This is a genomic window from Streptomyces ferrugineus, from assembly GCF_015160855.1.
In the GTDB taxonomy this organism is placed as follows: domain Bacteria; phylum Actinomycetota; class Actinomycetes; order Streptomycetales; family Streptomycetaceae; genus Streptomyces; species Streptomyces ferrugineus.
On the sequence record NZ_CP063373.1, the window covers coordinates 1,881,143 to 1,899,612 of the forward strand.

General features: G+C 71.5%; 17 protein-coding genes and 1 pseudogene. 11 read left to right on the forward strand and 7 right to left on the reverse strand.

Annotation, left to right across the window (positions count from 1 at the left end; genetic code table 11):
* Window positions 1–249: 249 nt before the first annotated feature.
* Window positions 250–1,212, reverse strand: a complete 963-nt coding sequence (era, locus tag IM697_RS08565) for a GTPase Era (protein ID WP_194046202.1) — start codon at window positions 1,210–1,212, stop codon at window positions 250–252.
* 52 nt (window positions 1,213–1,264) lie between these two features.
* Here era and IM697_RS08570 point away from each other — a divergent pair.
* Both IM697_RS08570 and IM697_RS08575 read left to right on the forward strand, forming a co-directional pair.
* Window positions 1,265–1,438, forward strand: a pseudogene (locus IM697_RS08570) (ammonium transporter); the annotation flags it as partial.
* Complete coding sequence (locus tag IM697_RS08575) at window positions 1,435–1,773, forward strand: P-II family nitrogen regulator (RefSeq protein WP_194046204.1); 339 nt, start codon at window positions 1,435–1,437, stop codon at window positions 1,771–1,773. The pseudogene IM697_RS08570 and the gene IM697_RS08575, both read left to right, overlap by 4 nt.
* Window positions 1,774–1,819: 46 nt before the next feature.
* On the opposite strand, the gene IM697_RS08580 is transcribed toward IM697_RS08575, so the two are convergent.
* Both IM697_RS08580 and IM697_RS08585 read right to left on the reverse strand, forming a co-directional pair.
* Window positions 1,820–2,296 (reverse strand): hypothetical protein, encoded by a 477-nt coding sequence (locus IM697_RS08580; RefSeq protein WP_194046206.1) that lies wholly within the window; start codon window positions 2,294–2,296, stop codon window positions 1,820–1,822.
* Window positions 2,297–2,501: 205 nt separating this feature from the next.
* On the reverse strand, window positions 2,502–3,350 hold the full coding sequence (locus IM697_RS08585; RefSeq protein ID WP_194046208.1) for a helix-turn-helix transcriptional regulator: 849 nt from the start codon (window positions 3,348–3,350) through the stop codon (window positions 2,502–2,504).
* 119 nt (window positions 3,351–3,469) lie between these two features.
* Here IM697_RS08585 and IM697_RS08590 point away from each other — a divergent pair, with 119 nt between their 5' ends.
* Entirely contained in the window at window positions 3,470–4,360 is an 891-nt protein-coding gene (locus tag IM697_RS08590; RefSeq protein ID WP_194046210.1) for an NAD-dependent epimerase/dehydratase family protein, read from the forward strand.
* A gap of 107 nt (window positions 4,361–4,467) precedes the next feature.
* On the forward strand, window positions 4,468–5,433 hold the full coding sequence (locus IM697_RS08595; RefSeq protein WP_194049558.1) for an IS481 family transposase: 966 nt from the start codon (window positions 4,468–4,470) through the stop codon (window positions 5,431–5,433).
* 27 nt (window positions 5,434–5,460) lie between these two features.
* On the opposite strand, the gene IM697_RS08600 is transcribed toward IM697_RS08595, so the two are convergent.
* Genes IM697_RS08600 through IM697_RS08615 form a run of 4 tightly spaced genes read right to left on the reverse strand, consistent with a single transcriptional unit; the run spans window position 5,461 to window position 9,429 of the window.
* On the reverse strand, window positions 5,461–6,702 hold the full coding sequence (locus IM697_RS08600; protein WP_194046212.1) for an MFS transporter: 1,242 nt from the start codon (window positions 6,700–6,702) through the stop codon (window positions 5,461–5,463).
* Window positions 6,699–8,024 (reverse strand): GH1 family beta-glucosidase, encoded by a 1,326-nt coding sequence (locus tag IM697_RS08605; RefSeq protein ID WP_407699614.1) that lies wholly within the window; start codon window positions 8,022–8,024, stop codon window positions 6,699–6,701. The genes IM697_RS08600 and IM697_RS08605 overlap by 4 nt, the downstream gene beginning before the upstream one ends.
* 46 nt (window positions 8,025–8,070) lie before the next feature.
* Window positions 8,071–8,337: a protealysin inhibitor emfourin gene (locus tag IM697_RS08610; RefSeq protein ID WP_194046217.1), complete on the reverse strand. Its 267-nt coding sequence runs from the start codon at window positions 8,335–8,337 to the stop codon at window positions 8,071–8,073.
* A gap of 21 nt (window positions 8,338–8,358) precedes the next feature.
* Complete coding sequence (locus IM697_RS08615; protein ID WP_194046219.1) at window positions 8,359–9,429, reverse strand: M4 family metallopeptidase; 1,071 nt, start codon at window positions 9,427–9,429, stop codon at window positions 8,359–8,361.
* Window positions 9,430–9,761: 332 nt separating this feature from the next.
* Here IM697_RS08615 and leuA point away from each other — a divergent pair, with 332 nt between their 5' ends.
* The 7 genes from leuA to IM697_RS08650 all read left to right on the forward strand — a co-directional run bounded on the left by leuA (window position 9,762) and on the right by IM697_RS08650 (window position 18,203).
* On the forward strand, window positions 9,762–11,483 hold the full coding sequence (leuA, locus tag IM697_RS08620) for a 2-isopropylmalate synthase (protein WP_194046221.1): 1,722 nt from the start codon (window positions 9,762–9,764) through the stop codon (window positions 11,481–11,483).
* A gap of 274 nt (window positions 11,484–11,757) precedes the next feature.
* Window positions 11,758–12,456 carry a TerB family tellurite resistance protein gene (locus tag IM697_RS08625; protein ID WP_194046223.1) on the forward strand — a complete coding sequence of 233 codons (699 nt, stop codon included), beginning with the start codon at window positions 11,758–11,760 and terminating at the stop codon, window positions 12,454–12,456.
* A gap of 314 nt (window positions 12,457–12,770) precedes the next feature.
* Window positions 12,771–14,846: an MMPL family transporter gene (locus IM697_RS08630; RefSeq protein ID WP_194046225.1), complete on the forward strand. Its 2,076-nt coding sequence runs from the start codon at window positions 12,771–12,773 to the stop codon at window positions 14,844–14,846.
* Window positions 14,847–14,965: 119 nt separating this feature from the next.
* Window positions 14,966–16,150: a sensor histidine kinase gene (locus IM697_RS08635; RefSeq protein WP_194049641.1), complete on the forward strand. Its 1,185-nt coding sequence runs from the start codon at window positions 14,966–14,968 to the stop codon at window positions 16,148–16,150.
* Window positions 16,147–16,806, forward strand: a complete 660-nt coding sequence (locus IM697_RS08640) for a response regulator transcription factor (RefSeq protein ID WP_194046227.1) — start codon at window positions 16,147–16,149, stop codon at window positions 16,804–16,806. Before IM697_RS08635 ends, IM697_RS08640 begins: the two co-directional genes overlap by 4 nt.
* Window positions 16,807–16,845: 39 nt before the next feature.
* A complete protein-coding gene (locus IM697_RS08645) occupies window positions 16,846–18,036 on the forward strand; it encodes a sialidase family protein (protein ID WP_194046229.1) in 1,191 nt (396 codons plus the stop codon).
* A complete protein-coding gene (locus IM697_RS08650; RefSeq protein WP_194046231.1) occupies window positions 18,033–18,203 on the forward strand; it encodes a hypothetical protein in 171 nt (56 codons plus the stop codon). The genes IM697_RS08645 and IM697_RS08650 overlap by 4 nt, the downstream gene beginning before the upstream one ends.
* The last annotated feature ends 267 nt before the right edge of the window (window positions 18,204–18,470 follow it).

The window sequence follows — 18,470 nt, forward strand, 5'->3', positions numbered from 1 at the left end:
CCTGCGGCGGGGGCGGGAAGTGGCCGGGGGAGCCAGCCCCAGGGCTTGCGGCTCCAGTGCCGGAGCTAGAGCCTCAGTCCCGGAGCTAGAGCCCCCGTCCCGGAGCTAGAGCCCCCGTCCCGGAGCCCAGAGCCCCCGCCCCGGAGCCCCGCTCCCGGAGCCAGAGCCCCGCTCCCGGAGCCAGAGCCCCGCTCCCGGAGCCAGAGCCCCACTCCCGGACCCAGAGGGGCGGGCTCCCTCGCGGGCCCCTCAGAAGCCCAGTCGGCGGAGTTGCTTCGGGTCGCGTTGCCAGTCCTTGGCGACCTTTACGTGCAGGTCCAGGAACACCGGCGTCCCCAGGAGCGCCTCGATGTGCTTGCGGCTCTTGATGCCGACCTCTTTCAGGCGCTTGCCCTTCGGGCCGATGATGATGCCCTTCTGGCTGGGGCGCTCGATGTAGACGAAGGCGTGGATGTCGAGGAGAGGCTTGTCGGCGGGCCGGTCCTCACGGGGAAGCATCTCCTCGACGACGACGGCGATGGAGTGCGGCAGCTCGTCGCGGACGCCCTCCAGCGCGGCCTCGCGGATCAGTTCCGCGATCATCACCTGCTCCGGCTCGTCGGTGAGATCACCCTCGGGGTAGAGCGCCGGACCCTCCGGCAGGAGCGGGACGATCAGGTCGGCCAGCAGGTCCACCTGCTTGTCGCCGACCGCCGAGACGGGGACGATCTCGGCCCACTCGAATCCGAGCTCCTTGCCGAGCTGGTCGATCGCGATGAGCTGCTCGGCGAGCGTCTTGCCGTCCACGAGGTCGGTCTTCGTGACGATCGCGATCTTTGGCGTCTTCTTGATGGACGCCAGTTCCTTCGCGATGAAGCGGTCACCCGGGCCCAGCTTCTCGTTCGCCGGAAGGCAGAAACCGATCACGTCGACCTCGGCCCAAGTCGTCCGTACGACGTCGTTGAGCCGCTGGCCGAGCAGCGTGCGCGGCTTGTGCAGCCCGGGGGTGTCGACCAGGATCAGCTGCGCGTCGGGCCGGTGCACGATGCCCCGCACCGTGTGCCGGGTCGTCTGCGGCTGGTTGGCGGTGATCGCCACCTTCTGCCCGACCAGTGCGTTCGTCAGGGTGGACTTGCCCGCGTTGGGACGGCCCACGAAGCAGGCGAAGCCGGCGCGGTGGGCGGCCTCGGCCGACTCCTCGGATGACTGGGTACGAACGCTCATGGCGCCCATTCTCCCTGATCCACAGAGCCCCGCCGCACACACGCCCGACCGCGCCCCGGTCATGGGCTTCCGGGCGAGCGAGGAGCAGGAGCACAAGGGCCTGGACCTTACGGTGCACGCCGAGAGCGCCTACGATCACGGGGTCCTGGGGCACGGTGCCCCGGTCGGCTCGTCCCTCTCCTCCTCCCTCTCCTCCCCCGTCCCCGCCGCCCAGAAGGTCAAGAAGCAGGCATGAAGCTCATCACCGCGATCGTCAAGCCCTACCGGCTCGACGAGGTCAAGACCGCTCTCCAGGAGATCGGCGTGCACGGTCTGACCGTGACCGAGGCCAGCGGCTACGGCCGTCAGCGCGGCCACACCGAGGTGTACCGGGGCGCGGAGTACCAGGTCGACCTGGTGCCCAAGGTCCGCATCGAGGTCGTCGTCGAGGACGAGGCGGCCGATGACGTCATGGACGCCGTGGTCAAGGCCGCCCGCACCGGCAAGATCGGTGACGGCAAGGTCTGGGCCCTGCCGGTCGAGACGGTCGTACGGGTGCGGACGGGCGAGCGCGGCCCCGACGCGCTGTAACAACGCCGGGTGCCGGGACCGCGCCTGCGTCAGCGCGTCACGCGCCTCAGTCGAACACGAACGGGCCCGGCGACTGCGGCTCTGTCGCCGTGCAGGTGATGGTGATGCCGAAGACGGTCATCTGCAGTGAGCCGCCGAAGGCCTCCAGGCTGTCACCGGAGGCGACGGTGCCGGGGAGCGGGCCGACCTGGACGGGGTCGCCGGCGGCCATCGCCGGGTTCTCCGTGGCGGTGAAGGTGGTGGTGCCGCCGCTCGCCTTCACCAGGGTGAGCGTCGAGGAGATCGAGTCCTCCCCGAGCGCGATCGGCGCGGTGATCGCGGAGGAGTTGACGGTGATGGTGGCGGACGTCCCGTCCTGTGTGGCGGTGAGCGTGGCCTCGCCGCCGCCGAAGCTGCCGCAGTCGGCGGTGATCGTCGCGGTGGCGGGGGTGACGGCGAGTGCGGCCGGCGCGAGCGCCAGACCGGTGACCGCGAGGGCCCCGGCCACCAGGGCCGCACCTGCTCCGATGCGCGTACGTCTCATGGGGAATCGTTCCCTTTCGGGGTGGGGGAATTCGGTGTGTGGGGGGTTGTCCGGCAGGTGGGTGCGAACACACTGCGCGGAGACCGAATCTGACGGTCCGTCGGAAACCGTCGGTTCCATTGATACGCGTGGGGCGAGGGTCGGCAAGGGTGATTTCCGGCCTCAACTACCGACGAGTCAACTACTGGCCGGTTCGGTACGGCGGTCAGGCCCCGCTGGGTGCCATGTCCTGGAGGCCCACCACACGCAGGAGCTGCAGCCGTTCGTAGGCCTGAGTGCCGGGGCGGGCGGAGTGGACGACCAGGAGGTGGTGGTGCTCGTGGCTGACCATGACCTCGCAGTCCAGCTCCAGCAGACCGACCAGGGGATGCAGGAAACGCTTGGTCGCCCGGTTGCGCTGGGACACCTCGTGCTCGTCCCAGAGGCGCGCGAACTCCTCGCTGGAGGCGCGCAGTTCGGCCACCAGCGCGGCCGGTTCCGGGTCGTCGGGGCGGGCCGCGGCCACCGCGCGCAGGGTGGAGACATGGGCGCGGGCGTGGGCCGCCAGATCCTCCTGGGGGAAGAGCGTGCGCGCGGCCGGGTCCAGGAAGAAGACCCGGACCAGATTGCGCTCGTGGCGCGGACGGGACATCACGTCTCCGACCAGCGCCCTGGCCATCGCGTTCTGCGCCAGCACCTCGCCGCAGTCGTTCACCACCTGCGCCGGTGTGTCGTGCAGCCGGTCCAGGATCAGCAGCAGCCCGGGGCGCACGTGCGCCGACGACGACTCGCGCCGCGGCGGCTGCTCGCCCGCCAGGTGGAACAGATGGTCCTGCTCGACGTCGGTCAGCCGCAGCGCGCGGCCCAGCGCGGTCAGCATCTGGCGGGACGGGCGCGGGCCGCGGGACTGTTCGAGGCGGGTGTAGTAGTCCACCGACATGCCCGCGAGCTGCGCCACCTCCTCGCGGCGCAGGCCCGGTGTGCGGCGCCGGGAGCCGGGCGTCAGGCCCACGTCCGACGGGGTCAGCCGGGCACGGCCGCGGCGCAGGAAGTCGGCGAGTTCGGCTCGGTTCACCCCTCCAGACTGCGGCAGCCCGCCCGGCTTATCCAGGGACTGCCGATCCCCTGATCAACGGGTCTCTCCCGCCCGCACCGGCCCCGTCCGAGGGTGGTCGGTGACGAGAGGAGCAGAACATGCTGACATTGGTGACGGGTACGACGGGACAGGTCGGCCGGCGCTTCGTGCCGAGGCTGCTGGCGCAGGCCCGGTCGGACATGGGGGTCCCCCCGCTCGAGCGAAGCCGAGAGCGGGGGAGGGTGCGGGTGCTGGTACGGGACCCGGCGCGGGGCGAGCCGTTCGCGGAACTGGGCGCCGAGGTCGTGGTCGGCGATCTGCGGGACGCCGACGTGCTCGGCAAGGCGGTCTCCGGGGTGGACGCGGTCGTGAACGTGGCGGCGTCCTTCCGAGGAGTGCCCGACGAGGAGGCGTGGGCGGTCAACCGGGACGCGGCCGTGGAGCTGGGCCGAGCCGCGCGGACGGCCGGTGTGCGGAGGTTCGTGCAGGTCAGCACCGGGCTGGTGTACGGCACCGGACGCGGCCGCCCGCTGACCGAGGACGACGAGACCCGGCCCGGCGGGGCGATGTGGGGCGCCTACCCCGAGTCCAAGGCGCAGGCCGAGCGGGAGCTGCTCGCGCTGGACGGCCTGGACGTACGCGTGGGCCGGCTGCCCTTCGTCTACGGCGAGGGCGACCCGCATCTCGCCCAGTCCCTGATGTGGGCCCGCGACTGGGCGGCGACCCAGCGCCTCCACATGGGCCACCACGTGGACGTCGCCCAGGGCCTGCTGCGCATCCTGCACGCGCCGGGCATCGCGGGCCGGATCTACAACATCGCCGACGACGCCCCCGTCACGGCGGTGGAGCTGCACCAGCTCAACGGGGTCGAGGTCCCGCAGGAGCTGTACACCCGCACCGACCCCGACCCGTGGGTCCAGATCACCTCCACCGAGCGGATCCGCCGGGAGCTGGGATACCGGCCGGTGTACCCGTCGGTCTACACGGCCCGGGACGCCGGGGCGCTCTAGCTGTACTCGGCCGGGAGGTTGGTGACACGCCCGCTACCGGTTGTTGATCATGGAGGGACCTCCGGGCGTAGTGGAGATTGCCGTCTTCACTCACCTCGGAGGTCCTGGTGGCCCACGCTAATGCCCGGCTGACCTTTCACGGCAGATGCCTGCTGGTGCGTCGCGTTGTCTTCGACCGGCGCCCGGTCGCGCACGTCGCCAAGGAACTGGGAGTCTCCCGGCAGTGTGCTCACCGCTGGGTCAATCGCTATCGGGTCGAGGGCTGGCCGGGGCTGCACGATCGCTCCAGCCGCCCCCGCACCTGCCCCACACGCACGCCGGCCGAGGTCGAGGAGCGTGTTCTTCAGGCCCGCCGACGCCTGCGCCGGGGACCCGAGCAGATCAGCGAGGCCACCGGGGTTCCGGCCCGGACCGTGACCCGGATCCTGCGCCGCCACCACATGCCGCCCCTGGCAGCCTGCGACCCGCTCACCGGGCAGGTCATCCGGGCGGTGCGCAAAAGCGCCGCACGCTACGAGTACAACCAGCCAGGCGGCCTGGTCCACGTGGACGTGAAGAAGCTCGGCAAAATCCCCGACGGCGGCGGCTGGCGCGCCCACGGCCGCAGCGAGGACGTCCGCGGCCGCGGCATCGGCTACGACTACGTGCACGCCGCCGTGGACGACCACTCCCGCCTGGCCTACGCCGAAATCCTGGCCGACGAGAAAGGCGTCACCTGCGCCGCGTTCCTCACCCGCGCGGCCGCGTTCTTCGCCGGCCACGGCATCGCCCGCATCGAGCGCGTGATGACCGACAACGCCCGCAACTACCGCACCTCCGGCTCCTTCCGCGACGCCTGCCAAACCCTGGGCGCACAGCAGAAGTTCACCCGGCCCCACTGCCCATGGACCAACGGCAAGGTCGAACGCTTCAACCGCACCCTGCAGGCCGAATGGGCCTACCACCAGGTCTTTGCCAGCAACACCGAACGCGCCGACGCACTCGCACCCTGGCTGCAGTTCTACAACACTGGCCGCCGACACACCGCGCTCGGCGGCCAGCCACCAATCAGCCGACTGTCACCAAAGTCATGACCGGGTACATCTAGCCCACCTCTCGGACTAGTCCACCCCCCGGATACGCCCGACCAGCACCGCCCCCGCCAGCCCGATCAAGGCGGCCACGGCGTACAGCATCCGGTAGCCGCCCAGGTGCGTCACGATCGGCGCGGCGAGGGCGGGTGCCGCGACCTGGGGCAGGGCGTTGGCCACGTTGATGACCCCGAGGTCCTTGCCCCGGTCCATCGCCTTCGGCAGGACGTCGGTCATCAGGGCGAAGTCGACCGACATGAACACCCCCAGGGCCACGCCCAGCAGCGCCGCCACGACGATCGCGCCGGTCCAGGTCTGCCAGGCGGCCAGCAGGGCGGTGGCCGCCGCCATCAGCACCCCGGACCACTTCACGAAGGGCTTGCGGCGGCCCACCCGGTCCGACCAGACGCCGCCCACCACGACCGTGGCCAGCAGCGCCGCGCTGTCCACCGCGGTGAGGATCAGCACGCCCTGCTCGGGGTCGTCGTGGTGCAGGCGGTCCCGCAGGTAGTACAGCAGGTACAGCAGCACCAGCGCGTTGCTGAGGTTGATCAGGAAGCGGGTCAGCCAGGCCCAGCCGAAGTCCGGGTAGCGGCGCGGGCTCAGCCAGAAGCCGCGTGCGAAGGACCGCCAGGACCACACCGGGCGGTCGGCGGCGCCCAGCCGCAGATCCCGGTACCGCAGGACGTACGGCAGCACCCCGGCCACGACGAACACCGCGCACGCCGCGTACCCCGCCGCGATCCCGCCCGCCGCCGTTGCCAGCCCCGTGCCGACGACCGCCCCGAGGATCTGCGCCGCCCCCAACCAGCCGCCCACGGCGCCCCGTTGGAGCCGCGGCACCCGGTCCGGCACCGCCGCCGTCACCGCCGCGAACGCCGCGTTCAGGGTCAGCTGGACCAGGCACCAGCCGACCGCCATCGCCCACAGCCCGCCCGCACCGGCGAGCAGCAGCAGCGACAGCGCGCCGCCCGCCGCCCCGGCCACGATCCACGGCGCACGGCGGCCCCAGCGGGCCGTGGTGCGGTCCGACAGCGCGCCGAAGAACGGGTTCGCCGCCAGCGACACGGCCGCGCCCACGCCGGTCACCCACGCCAGCAGCGTCTCCTTCGACATCCCGGTGCCGGGCGCGAAGTCCTCCGCCTGCTGGGCCAGCAGGATCTGCAGCGGGCCGTACCAGCCCACCCAGATCGCCACGTTGGCCAGCGACAGCGTGGCGGTCCAGCCCTCGCCGACCCGGGCCGTGGGCTCGGCGAGGGCCTCGGCCGTCATCCCTGTGCCCGGAGCACGTCCCGCAGCCAGCCGTAGGACGCCTTGGGGGTCCTGGCGAGCGTGTCGTAGTCCACGTGGACCAGGCCGAACCGGCGGGCATAGCCCTCGGCCCACTCGAAGTTGTCCAGCAGCGACCAGACGAAGTACCCGCGCACGTCCACGCCCGCCTCCACCGCCCGGTGCAGCGCGCGCAGGTGGCCGTCCAGGTAGGCGATCCGCTGCTGGTCGTCGACGCCCTCGTACGAGCAGCCGTTCTCGGTGATGACGATCGGCGGCAGCCGGTCGCCGTACCGCTCCCGGAAGCCGGTGAGGAGTTCCGTCAGGCCCTCGGGGACCACCGGCCAGCCGAAGTCGGTCGTCGGCACGTCCTCGATCTCCCTGACCGAGAAGGGCAGTTCGGCCGGCATGCGCACCCCGCCGAACTCGATCTCGGTGCCCTGCGGGGCGCCCACGCGGGTCGGGGCGTAGTAGTTGACGCCGTAGAAGTCGAGGGGTTCGGAGATGGCCTTCAGGTCCGTCTCGACGTCCTCGGGGGCTCCCGGCATCAACTCGCCGATGCCCTCCGGGTACCGGCCGAGCAGCACCGGGTCGGCGAACAGGCGGTTGAGGAGGACGTCGTAGAAGTCCGCCGCCTCCATGTCCGCCTGCTCCCGCGACGCCGGCCAGGTCGGGCCGTGCGAGTTGGCGATCCCGATGTCCGTCGCGCCGGCCGCGCGCAGTGCCCGTACGGCCAGGCCGTGGGCCAGCAGCTGGTGGTGGGCGACGGGCAGGGCGTCGAACAGCAGCCGCTTGCCCGGGGCGTGGGTGCCGAGGGCGTGGCCCAGCAGGGTGTGCTCGGCGGGCTCGTTGATGGTGATCCACTTCTGGACGCGGTCGCCCAGGCGCTCGGCGACCACGGACACGTGCTCGGCGAAACGGGCCGCCGTGTCCCGGTCCAGCCAGTCCAGCGCGACCGGCAGATCCCAGTGGAAGAGGGTCGGCACCGGCCGTACGCCCGCCGCGCACAGCTCGTCCACCAGACGGTCGTAGAAGTCCAGGCCCTTCGGCGCGTTCACGCGGGGCCACGAGATCGAGAAGCGGTACGCCCCCACGCCCAGGCCGGCCAGGAGCGCCACGTCCTCGCGGTAGCGGTGGTAGTGGTCGCAGGCCACCGCCGCCGTGGAGCCGTCCTTCACCGTTCCCGGCTCGGCGGTGAAGGTGTCCCACACGGACGGCTCACGCTCGTCCGCCGCTCCCTCGATCTGGTGGGCCGAGGTCGAGACGCCCCACAGGAAGCCGGCCGGGAACTGGGGTATCGGGTTCGTCGCCATGCGCCGGATCATCCGTACCGGCGGTAACGGAAGTCAACGGCCAGGCGTGAAGAACCGGTTACGCTCCTTCCTTGAGCACCCTGGAGATCAGCTTGCGCTGTTCGTCGGTGAGCCGGGGATCCGAGCAGTACACCGTCTTCTCGTCCACGGTGATCTGGTAGCTGAAGCCGTCCGGAACCCCGATCGGGGGCGTGCCCCGGCCGGACGCGACCGCGCGCTCGGCCAGGGTGTGCCAGTCCTGGGCGTCGGGCCGCCCCGAGGTGTCCACCTCGGCGTGCCGCTCGATGCCCGCGAATCCTCCCGTGCGCCGTACCAAAATACGCATGGGTCCCTGTCTAGTACGGACTTAGGAGATCCGCACCCCGACCTGCTCCCACGCCTTCGACACGGCCTGGAGTTCCTCGCCGCCGTCGCCGAAGCGCTCGCGCGCCGCCTTCGCGGTCAGCCCCGCGAAGTCCGTGAACATGGCCCGGTCCGACAGCTCGCCGCCGGTGAGCACGTCGTACCAGATCTGGCCCGCCTTCTCCCAGGCGTGGCCGCCGAGGGCGGTGGCGGCGAGGTAGAAGGCGTGGTTGGGGATGCCGGAGTTGATGTGCACGCCGCCGTTGTCGCGGCCGGTGCGGACGTACTCGTCCATCGTCGCGGGCTGCGGGTCCTTGCCGAGGACGTCGTCGTCGTACGCGCTGCCCGGCTCCTTCATGGAGCGCAGGGCCTTGCCGGAGACGCCGGGCGCGAGCAGTCCGGCGCCGATCAGCCAGTCGGCCTCGGCGGCGGTCTGGCCGAGCGTGTACTGCTTGATGAGGGCGCCGAAGACATCCGACATGGACTCGTTCAGCGCGCCGGGCTGGCCGTAGTAGGTGAGGTTGGCCGTGTACTGGGTGACGCCGTGGGTGAGCTCGTGGCCGATGACGTCGATCGGGATGGTGAAGTCGAGGAAGATCTCGCCGTCACCGTCGCCGAACACCATCTGCTCGCCGTTCCAGAAGGCGTTGTTGTAGTTCTCGTCGTAGTGGACGGTGGCGTCCAGCGGCAGGCCGTCGCCGTCGATGGAGTGGCGGGCGTAGGCCTTGAGGAACAGCTCGAAGGTGGCGCCGAGGCCGGCGTAGGCGCGGTTGACCGTGGCGTCCGGGCCGGGCTCGTCGCCCTCGCCGCGGACCTTCCTGCCGGGCAGGGCGGTGCCGTGCTCGGCGTCGTGGATGGTGCGCAGCGGCTGGTCCGACGGTGCCTTCGCCGTCGGGGCGGCCGCGAGGGCGAACTCGGCCGTGACACGGCGCCTGCCGCGCAGCTCGCTGTCGCGCATCAGGGTCCGGCGAGCCGGGCCGGAGAGTGCGGGGTCGTCGCTGCGGGCCAGCTTGTCGAGGACGTGTGGCGGTACGACGGTGCAGAAGACGGGCTCGAAGCCCCCGTTGGTCGTCATGTGCGGCACCATTGCACTGCGTGAGATGGCTGTCACTAGTCGCAACCATGATTGGTGAAATATGCGGACAGGGATCCGCACGCTCCGTGACGAAGTGGTATGGCGAAGTGGTATGGCGCACGTTTTGCCCCCTTCGTCCTCCGGGTCCCGCATACTGATACAGCGCCCCGCATCCGAAGAGCCTCGGCTAGCATGCTTCGCATCATGCGTTTCGGGCTGCTTCTTCTTAGCTGCCGCGGCGAGGGCCTGTAGTCCAGGTCGACTCCCTCCCCGCGGAGCTTCGCGTTGCGTCGTCGGCCGTCCTTTCGGACACCTTGAGGAGCCCCGCAATCATGGCGAACCGCCAGCAGCCCAGCACCATGCCGATCCATAAGTACGGCCGCTACGAGCAGGTCGACATCCCCGACCGGACCTGGCCGGACCAGCGCGTCACCACCGCCCCCCGCTGGCTCTCCACCGACCTGCGCGACGGCAACCAGGCCCTGATCGACCCCATGTCGCCCGAGCGCAAGCGCCGGATGTTCGACCAGCTGGTCAAGATGGGCTACAAGGAGATCGAGGTCGGCTTCCCGGCGTCGGGCCAGACCGACTTCGACTTCGTACGCTCCATCATCGAGGAGCCCGGGGCCATCCCCGACGACGTCACCATCTCCGTACTGACCCAGGCCCGCGAGGACCTGATCGAGCGCACGGTGGAGTCCCTGAAGGGCGCCAAGCGGGCGACCGTCCACCTGTACAACGCCACCGCGCCCGTCTTCCGCCGTGTCGTCTTCCGGGGCTCCAGGGACGACATCAAGCAGATCGCCGTGGACGGCACGCGTCTGGTGGTGGAGTACGCGGAGAAGCTGCTGGGCCCGGAGACCGAGTTCGGCTACCAGTACAGCCCCGAGATCTTCACCGACACCGAGCTGGACTTCGCGCTGGAGGTCTGCGAGGCGGTCATGGACGTCTGGCAGCCGGGTCCCGGCCGCGAGATCATCCTCAACCTGCCCGCCACGGTGGAGCGTTCGACGCCGTCGACCCACGCCGACCGCTTCGAGTGGATGGGCCGCAACCTCTCCCGCCGCGAGCACGTCTGCCTGTCGGTCCACCCGCACAACGACCGCGGTACGGCCGTCGCGGCGGCCGAGCTGGCGCTGATGGCCGGCGCCGACCGCATCGAGGGCTGTCTGTTCGGACAGGGCGAGCGCACCGGCAACGTCGACCTGGTCACCCTGGGCATGAACCTGTTCTCGCAGGGCGTCGACCCGCAGATCGACTTCTCCGACATCGACGAGATCCGCCGCGTGTGGGAGTACTGCAACCAGATGGAGGTCCACCCGCGCCACCCGTACGTGGGCGACCTGGTCTACACGTCCTTCTCCGGCTCCCACCAGGACGCCATCAAGAAGGGCTTCGACGCGATGGAGGCCGACGCGGCGGCGAAGGGCGTCACGGTCGACGACATCGAGTGGGCCGTGCCGTATCTGCCGATCGACCCGAAGGACGTCGGGCGGTCCTACGAGGCGGTCATCCGGGTCAACTCGCAGTCCGGCAAGGGCGGTATCGCGTACGTCCTGAAGAACGACCACAAGCTGGACCTGCCGCGCCGGATGCAGATCGAGTTCTCGAAGATCATCCAGGCGAAGACGGACGCCGAGGGCGGCGAGGTCACCGGCGGCGACATCTGGGCGGTCTTCCAGGACGAGTACCTGCCGAACCCCGAGAACCCCTGGGGGCGGATCCAGGTCAAGAACGGCCAGTCGACGACCGACACGGACGGCGTGGACACGCTGAAGGTGGAGGCCACCGTCGACGGCGTCGACACCGTGCTGGCCGGTACCGGCAACGGTCCGATCTCGGCCTTCTTCGACGCGCTGGCGAAGATCGACATCGATGCGCGGCTGCTGGACTACCAGGAGCACACGATGAGCGAGGGCGCGTCCGCGCAGGCCGCGTCGTACATCGAGTGCGCGATCGACGGCAAGGTGCTGTGGGGGATCGGCATCGACGCCAACACGACGCGGGCATCGCTGAAGGCGGTCGTGTCGGCGGTCAACCGGGCTGCTCGTTGATGGTGCGCTCTCGGCCGTAGGTCCACTGGGGAGTGGGTGGGTGCGGCGCCGTCGTGGTTGCTCGCGCAGTTCCCCGCGCCCCTTTAGGGCGATCGCGCGCCCGGCGTTCAGAGGCTCCGTCTGCCGTATCAGCGGCGGGCGGAGCCGTCCATTTCCGGCCATTGGTCTGTGCAGGTCACGGAAAGGTCTCGTCCGGGGTGCTGACTGCGCGTCCGGGATGTGGCTAACATCACGCAAGCGCGGCGATGTTGCCGCGGCGTTACGGAGGTGCGACGTGCTGCCAGGACGGGGACGAAACGGCCGTGCCGCCAGGCTTGCGCGCATTCTGGGCACCCGCACCGCTTGGTCGGCCGTGGGCGACGGGGAGTTCTTCTGCCCCGGCTGCGGAGGCGACCGCAACTACCAGCGGCTCACCGGGCATCGCCGCTTCACCCTGCTCGGCGTGCCCGTGCTGCCGCGCGGCGAGAGCGCGCCCGTCGTGGAGTGCGCGGCCTGCCGGCGTCACTTCGGCACCGACGCCCTCGACCATCCGACCACCACCCGCTTCTCCGCGATGCTCCGCGACGCCGTCCACACCGTCGCCCTCGCGGTGCTCGCGGCGGGCGGCACCTGCGCCCGTACGTCCCTGGAGACCGCCGCGGCCCTCGTGCGCGCCGCCGGCTTCGACGACTGCACGGAGGACCAGCTGAGCGCCCTGGTCGAGGCGCTGGCGGCCGACACCGGGCGGGTCTTCTCCGAGCCCTGCGGTGCCGGGCTGGCCATAGAGCTCCACGAGGCCCTGGACCCCCTCGCCCCGCACCTGGCCCCCGCCGGCCGCGAGTCGATCCTCCTCCAGGGCGCCCGCATCGCCCTGGCCGACGGCCCCTACACCCCCTCCGAACGGGACGCCCTGGCGACGGTCGGCGCCGCGCTCACCATCGGCACCGAGGACGTGACCCGACTGCTGGCCGCGGCGGCACGGACACCGTCGTAGCCCGGACTGCCATCCGTACGCCGCGACGACCAGCACGAGGACGCCGACGACGCCGATGACGTCGAGGACGAGCAGCCCGGCCGCCAGGGGGAGGGGACGGTCATGGGGCCCGTCCTTCCCGAAACGCAGGTCCCGGGCCTGAGTGCGGACGCTCAGGTCCCGCGCAGCCCTCCAGTACTCCCCAGGGAGTAATCGCGCCGTTCCGCCGCCCCCGGCAGTAGTCGTCAACTCGGCCTCCCGTCCGACGAAACCGCATCTCAGGGCCGGAAGTCTGGAACCGACCCAGACATCCGATCCGGAGGGGGGCCCGTCTCATGGGGGCCGCAAGGACAAGCACGCGACGACGGCGGGCCGTGCCCTGGCTCGTGCTCGCGCTGTGGATCGGGGTGCTCGCGCTCGCCTCGCCGTTCGCGTCGAAGCTCGGGGACGTCCAGCGCGACCGTGCCGTCGACTATCTGCCGGCGAGCGCCGACTCCACGCAGGTCGCGAAGATCCAGGACCGGCTGCCGGGCGGCGAGGCCACCGAGATGGTCGTCGTCTATCACCGGGACGGCGGACTGACCGCCCGGGACAGGGCGACCGCGGCCGAGCAGATCGAGCGGATCGCCGGCACGCACCGGCTCACCGATCAGCCGCGGGGCATCCCCTCCCAGGACGGGACCACCCTGATGTACCCGGTCGCCAGCACCGAGCCGGGACAGGACGAAGAGGCCCGAGACGCGCTCGTCAACGACGTGCGCGACATCGCGCGCGGCGGCGACGGGCTCGGCGTCGACGTCGGCGGTTCGGGTGCCCTCGCCACCGATGCGAGCGAGGTCTACAACTCCCTCGACGGACCGCTGCTCTACACCACCGCCGCTGTCGTCGCCCTGCTGCTGATCCTCATCTACCGCAGCCCGTTCCTCTGGCTGGTACCGCTCGCCGTCGCGGGCATGGCCGACTATCTGTCGATGGGCGTCGCCTACGGCCTCAACCAGGGGTTCGGGACGTCCGTTTCCGGCCAGAGCTCCGGGATCATGACCATCCTGGTGTTCGGGGCGGGGACCGACTACGCGCTGCTGCTCGTCTCCCGGTACCGCGAGGAGCTACGGCGCATCGAGCGGCCGTACGACGCCATGGTCGCCGCGCTCAAGGGCTGCGGGCCCGCCGTGCTCGCCTCCTCCGGCACCGTCGCCGCCGGACTGCTGTGCCTGCTCGCCGCCGACCTCAACTCCAGCCGCGGCATGGGCCCGCTCGGCACCGTAGGCGTACTGTGCGCGCTCGCCGCGATGCTGACGCTGCTGCCCGCGATCCTCGTACTGCTCGGCCGGCGTGTGTTCTGGCCGCTCGTGCCGCGCCACGGCAGCACGCCCAAGGCCCGCCGGTCCCTGTTCACGGCGATGGGCAGCTCCGCCGGACGCCGGCCCCTGACCGTCCTCGCGGGCGGCGCCGTCCTGCTCGGCGCGCTCGCGCTCGGCACCCTGAACCTGCCCGGCAGCCTCAAGCAGGAGGACTCCTTCACCAGCAAGCCCGACGCGGTCGCCGCCATGGAGACCCTCGCCAAGGCCTACCCCGAGCGCGGCACCCAGCCCATCAGCGTCATCACACCGAAGGAGCGGGCCGAGGCGACCCTCGCCTCGATCCGCGGCACCAGCGGCGTCGACAGCGCCCAGCAGGGCCGTACCGGAGACGGCTGGACCGAGATCTCCGTCCTCGCCACCGCACCGCCCCAGTCCGCCGGGGAGACCGCCACCATCGAGTCCCTGCGGGACAAGCTCGACGGCTCCTACGTCGGCGGGGCGAGCGCCCAGCAGCTCGACCTGAAGGACACCAACGCCCGCGACCGCATGGTCGTCGTGCCGATCGTGCTGCTGTCCGTGCTGCTGATCCTGATCGCCCTGCTGCGCTCGCTCGTCGCGCCCCTGATCCTGGTGGGGGCCGTGGTCGCGGTGTGGGGCGCGGCGCTCGGCATCGGCGGACTCGTGTTCGAGCCGCTCTTCGGCTACGAGGGCACCGACCCCGGGCTCGGACTGCTGTCCTTCGTGTTCCTGGTGGCCCTCGGCGTCGACTACGGCATCTTCCTGATGCACCGGATGCGCGAGGAGTGCCTCGGCGGCGCCGAACCGGCGACGGCCGCGCTCACCGCGCTGCGTACGACGGGCGGCGTCATCGCCTCCGCCGGGCTGGTCCTCGCCGCCACCTTCGCGGTGCTCACCAGCATGCCGCTGGTGCCGCTCGTGGAGCTGGGCTTCGTCATCGCGGTGGGCGTGCTGCTGGACACCTTCCTGGTGCGCACCTACCTGGTGACCAGCGCGAGCGTGGCGCTGCGCCGCAAGCTGTGGTGGCCGGGCGGGCTGTCCCGGGCGCCGCGGCCCCCGGTGCGGCAGGAACCCCAGCCGGAGCCGGTGTGAGCCTCCCACGCACCGTCAGGGCGCCCCTCCCCTCCCGGAGGGGCGCCCGCGTGGCGGAGGATGAGCCGGTGCAGTCGACGACGAGAGCGGCGGGCAGATCCCGCGTGGGCGAGCGGATCATGGCGGCGGTCAACCGCGACCCCCTGACCGCCCCGCACCGCACGCGCAACGACGCGGTGCTGGCCGTGGCGTGGGCCGCCCTCGCCACGGTCATGGCCCTGTTCGGCGACGAGGAGCTCCGGCCCGACGCGCTGGGCTGGACCCTGCTGCTCGCCGCGCATGTGCCCCTGGTGTGGCGGCGCAGCCGTCCGGTGCTCGTCCTGTTCGCGGTGATGGCCTGCATCACGCCGTACCACGCCCTGGACAACAACCACGCCGCCCCCATCCTCACGACCATGGTGGTGCTGTACACGGTCGCGGCGACCGGCACGGTGCGCCGCACGCTGCTCATCGGCGCCTCCGTCCTCGGCGTGACGCTGTTCCTCAACGCCCTCACCAACCCCGACGGGACCATCGAGCTGCTGCGGATCTCCGGCTGGGTCCTCGCGTTCCTCTTCTGCGGCATGGACGTCCGCTACTACCGCCAGTACGTCGCCGCCATAGTCGAACGCGCCGAGCGCGCCGAACGCACCCGCGAGGAGGAGGCCCGCCGCCGGGTCGCCGAGGAACGCCTGCGCATCGCCCGCGACCTGCACGACCTGCTCGCCCACAGCATCACCCTCATCGGCGTGCAGACGTCGGTGGCCGCGCACGTACTGGCCGCGGACCCCGAACGGCTGGACCGCGAGACCATGGCCAAGTCCCTCGACGACATCGCCGAGACCTGCCGCACGGCGCGCGGCGAACTGCGCACGACGCTGGACGTCCTGCGCGAACAGGGCGCGGTGGGCGAGGCGCGCGGCCCGCTGCCCGGCCTGGACGGGGTGCCCGACCTGGTGGCGGCGGCGCGGCTCGCCGGGGCGCGGGTGGCGTCGGCGGTACGGGTGCGGCAGGCGCCGCCCGCCGTGGGCGCGGCCGCGTACCGGATCGTGCAGGAGGCGCTGACGAACGTCGTCCGGCACGCCGGCCCCGAACCGGCCGTACGCCTCGCGCTGCACGAGGAGCGGGGTGCCCTGCACCTGTCGGTGACCAACGACGGCGGCTGCCCGGCCGGGGTATCGCCGAACCCCGGCCACGGCATCGTCGGCATGCGTGAGCGGGCCCGCAGCGTGGGTGGCACACTCGACGCCGGGCCGCGACGCGAGGGGGGTTTCGAGGTGAGGGCCGTACTGCCCACCGGAACGGAACGGGGAGGCGAGCGATGATCCGCGTGCTGCTCGCGGACGACCAGACGCTCGTGCGGGAGGCGTTCGCCATGCTGGTCGAGTCGGCCCCGGACATGGAGGTCGTCGGCCAGGCGGCCACCGGCCGGGAGGCCGCGGACCTGGCGCGCGGCGCCCGCGCCGACCTCGTGGTGATGGACATCCGCATGCCCGACCTGGACGGCATCGAGGCGACCCGGCTGATCGCGGCCGACGACGACCTGGCCGGGGTGCGGGTGCTGGTCCTCACCACCTACGACACCGACGAGAACATCGTGGACGCGCTGCGGGCCGGCGCCTCGGGCTTCCTGGTCAAGGACACCCGCCCGGCGGAACTGCTGGACGCGATCCGCACGGTGGCCGCGGGCGAGGCACTGCTGTCACCGGGGCCGACCGCACGGCTGATCGAGCGGTTCCTGCGCAGCCCCTGCGCGCCCATGGCCGACGGGCCCGAATGCCTGTCCGAACGTGAACGCGAAGTGCTGACGCTGGTCGCGCGCGGGCTCAACAACACGGAAGTGGCGGAGTCGTTGGGACTCAGCCCGCTCACGGCCAAGACCCACGTCAGCCGCATCATGGGCAAGCTGGGGGCGCGGGACCGGGCGCAGCTCGTCATCGTGGCGTATGAGTCAGGGATGGTGACACCGGGGAACCTGTGACGGACAGGTGAACGTCTGACCCTCCGTCAAGGGAGTTCGATGACCGCCCTGAGCCGCACACTCAGTCGTACGTCCCTAGTCACCGCAGTACTCCTGACCACACCGATCGCCTACGCGGGCGGCGCCTCGGCGGGCACCGCCTGCGCGTCCTCCGTCCCGTACGTCTCGGGCGAGGGCGGCTACGACACGTACCGCATCCCGGCGACGATCACGACCCCGCGCGGCACGGTGCTGGCCTTCGCCGAGGGCCGGCACGACGGCGCGGGCGACTCCGGCGACATCGATGTCGTCCTCAGACGGTCCCTCGACGGCGGCTGCACCTGGGGGCCGGTGACGGTGGTCGCCGAGGGGGACGGAGACACCCGGGGCAATCCGGCGCCGGTGGTGGATCCGGTCACCGGCGCGGTCGTACTCGTCACCTCCTACAACAGCGGGGAGGTGACGGAGGCACAGATCATGCGGGGGGAGGTGACGGCGGAGCAGAGCCGACGGGTGTTCGTCCAGCGCAGCGCGGACGACGGACGGCACTTCACGCCCCCGCGCGATGTCACGAGCGCGGTGAAGCCGCCGAACTGGCGCTGGTACGCGACGGGTCCCGGACACGCGGTCGCGCTCACCCGCGGCAGGCACGCGGGACGGCTGGTCGTGCCGTCCAACCACTCGGTGGCGCCGGCGGCGGGGTCGTCCGACACGGGGCGGGAGCCGAAGTACTACGGCGCGCACGCCATCTACAGCGACGACGGCGGGCGCACCTGGCGGACGGGCTTCGTGGACGACACCTACGACGGCTACAGCAACGCCAACGAATCCACCGCCGCCGAACTCCCCGACGGCAGGCTGTACTTCAACTCCCGCGACCAGCACGGCACGAGCGCGGGCAACCGCCTCGACAGCGTCTCCAGCGACGGCGGCGAGACCCTGGACCGCCCGTACACGGTCCAGCCCTCGCTGAACGACGTGCCGATAGTGGAGGGAAGCGTCCTCCAGCTCCCGGGCACCGGTGCGCCGCTGCTCTTCTCCGGCCCGTCCGTGCCCACGGCCCGTCAGTCGATGGCCGTGTGGGGCAGCACGGACGGCGGGGCGACCTTCACGAAGGCGCTGACGCTGTCTCAGCAGCGGGCGGCCTACTCCGACCTGGTGCCGCTCGGACGGCACACGGTCGGGATTCTGTACGAGACGGGGGTGACGGGGCCGTACGAGACGATCGAGTTCCGTCGGGTGCCAGTATGAGGACAACGGCCGGCTCGGCATGCTCATCGAGATCGAGCGCCCGCCCCGGGACGCGGCTGCCGCTGCGGGTGGCCGCGGTCAACTACCGCGCTTTCCGGGGCATGCTGATGAAATCGTCCATCTACTTCGAAGGCGCCGCCGACATCGCCGTGGGCAGTCACGAGTGAGGAGGCCGGGCGGACCTTCGGCGAACCACTCCGGAGCGTGGCCCGCACCACCGCGAATCGACGCGGGAGGCCGGCCATGAACACCCTGCTGCTGGTGAACGCGCTGTGCTTCCTCTTCGGCGCGACGATGTACATGGGCACCATGTGTGCCGGCGGTGCCTGGCCGGTATCACGCTGCTCACCTGGGTCGGGCAGGGGATCATCATCCCGGTCAACAAGCGGATCCGGGGCGGCCGGTTCGACGGCCAGGCCGGGCCCACCCCGCAG

Coding starts and splice junctions, on each gene's coding strand:
- era (WP_194046202.1), bottom strand. CDS start 1,212: ATGGGCGCCATGAGCGTTCGTACCCAGTCATCCGAGGAGTCGGCCGAG.
- IM697_RS08575 (WP_194046204.1), top strand. CDS start 1,435: ATGAAGCTCATCACCGCGATCGTCAAGCCCTACCGGCTCGACGAGGTC.
- IM697_RS08580 (WP_194046206.1), bottom strand. CDS start 2,296: ATGAGACGTACGCGCATCGGAGCAGGTGCGGCCCTGGTGGCCGGGGCC.
- IM697_RS08590 (WP_194046210.1), top strand. CDS start 3,470: ATGCTGACATTGGTGACGGGTACGACGGGACAGGTCGGCCGGCGCTTC.
- IM697_RS08600 (WP_194046212.1), bottom strand. CDS start 6,702: ATGACGGCCGAGGCCCTCGCCGAGCCCACGGCCCGGGTCGGCGAGGGC.
- IM697_RS08605 (WP_407699614.1), bottom strand. CDS start 8,024: ATGATCCGGCGCATGGCGACGAACCCGATACCCCAGTTCCCGGCCGGC.
- IM697_RS08610 (WP_194046217.1), bottom strand. CDS start 8,337: ATGCGTATTTTGGTACGGCGCACGGGAGGATTCGCGGGCATCGAGCGG.
- IM697_RS08615 (WP_194046219.1), bottom strand. CDS start 9,429: ATGACGACCAACGGGGGCTTCGAGCCCGTCTTCTGCACCGTCGTACCG.
- leuA (WP_194046221.1), top strand. CDS start 9,762: ATGGCGAACCGCCAGCAGCCCAGCACCATGCCGATCCATAAGTACGGC.
- IM697_RS08630 (WP_194046225.1), top strand. CDS start 12,771: ATGGGGGCCGCAAGGACAAGCACGCGACGACGGCGGGCCGTGCCCTGG.
- IM697_RS08635 (WP_194049641.1), top strand. CDS start 14,966: ATGGCGGCGGTCAACCGCGACCCCCTGACCGCCCCGCACCGCACGCGC.
- IM697_RS08640 (WP_194046227.1), top strand. CDS start 16,147: ATGATCCGCGTGCTGCTCGCGGACGACCAGACGCTCGTGCGGGAGGCG.
- IM697_RS08645 (WP_194046229.1), top strand. CDS start 16,846: ATGACCGCCCTGAGCCGCACACTCAGTCGTACGTCCCTAGTCACCGCA.
- IM697_RS08650 (WP_194046231.1), top strand. CDS start 18,033: ATGAGGACAACGGCCGGCTCGGCATGCTCATCGAGATCGAGCGCCCGC.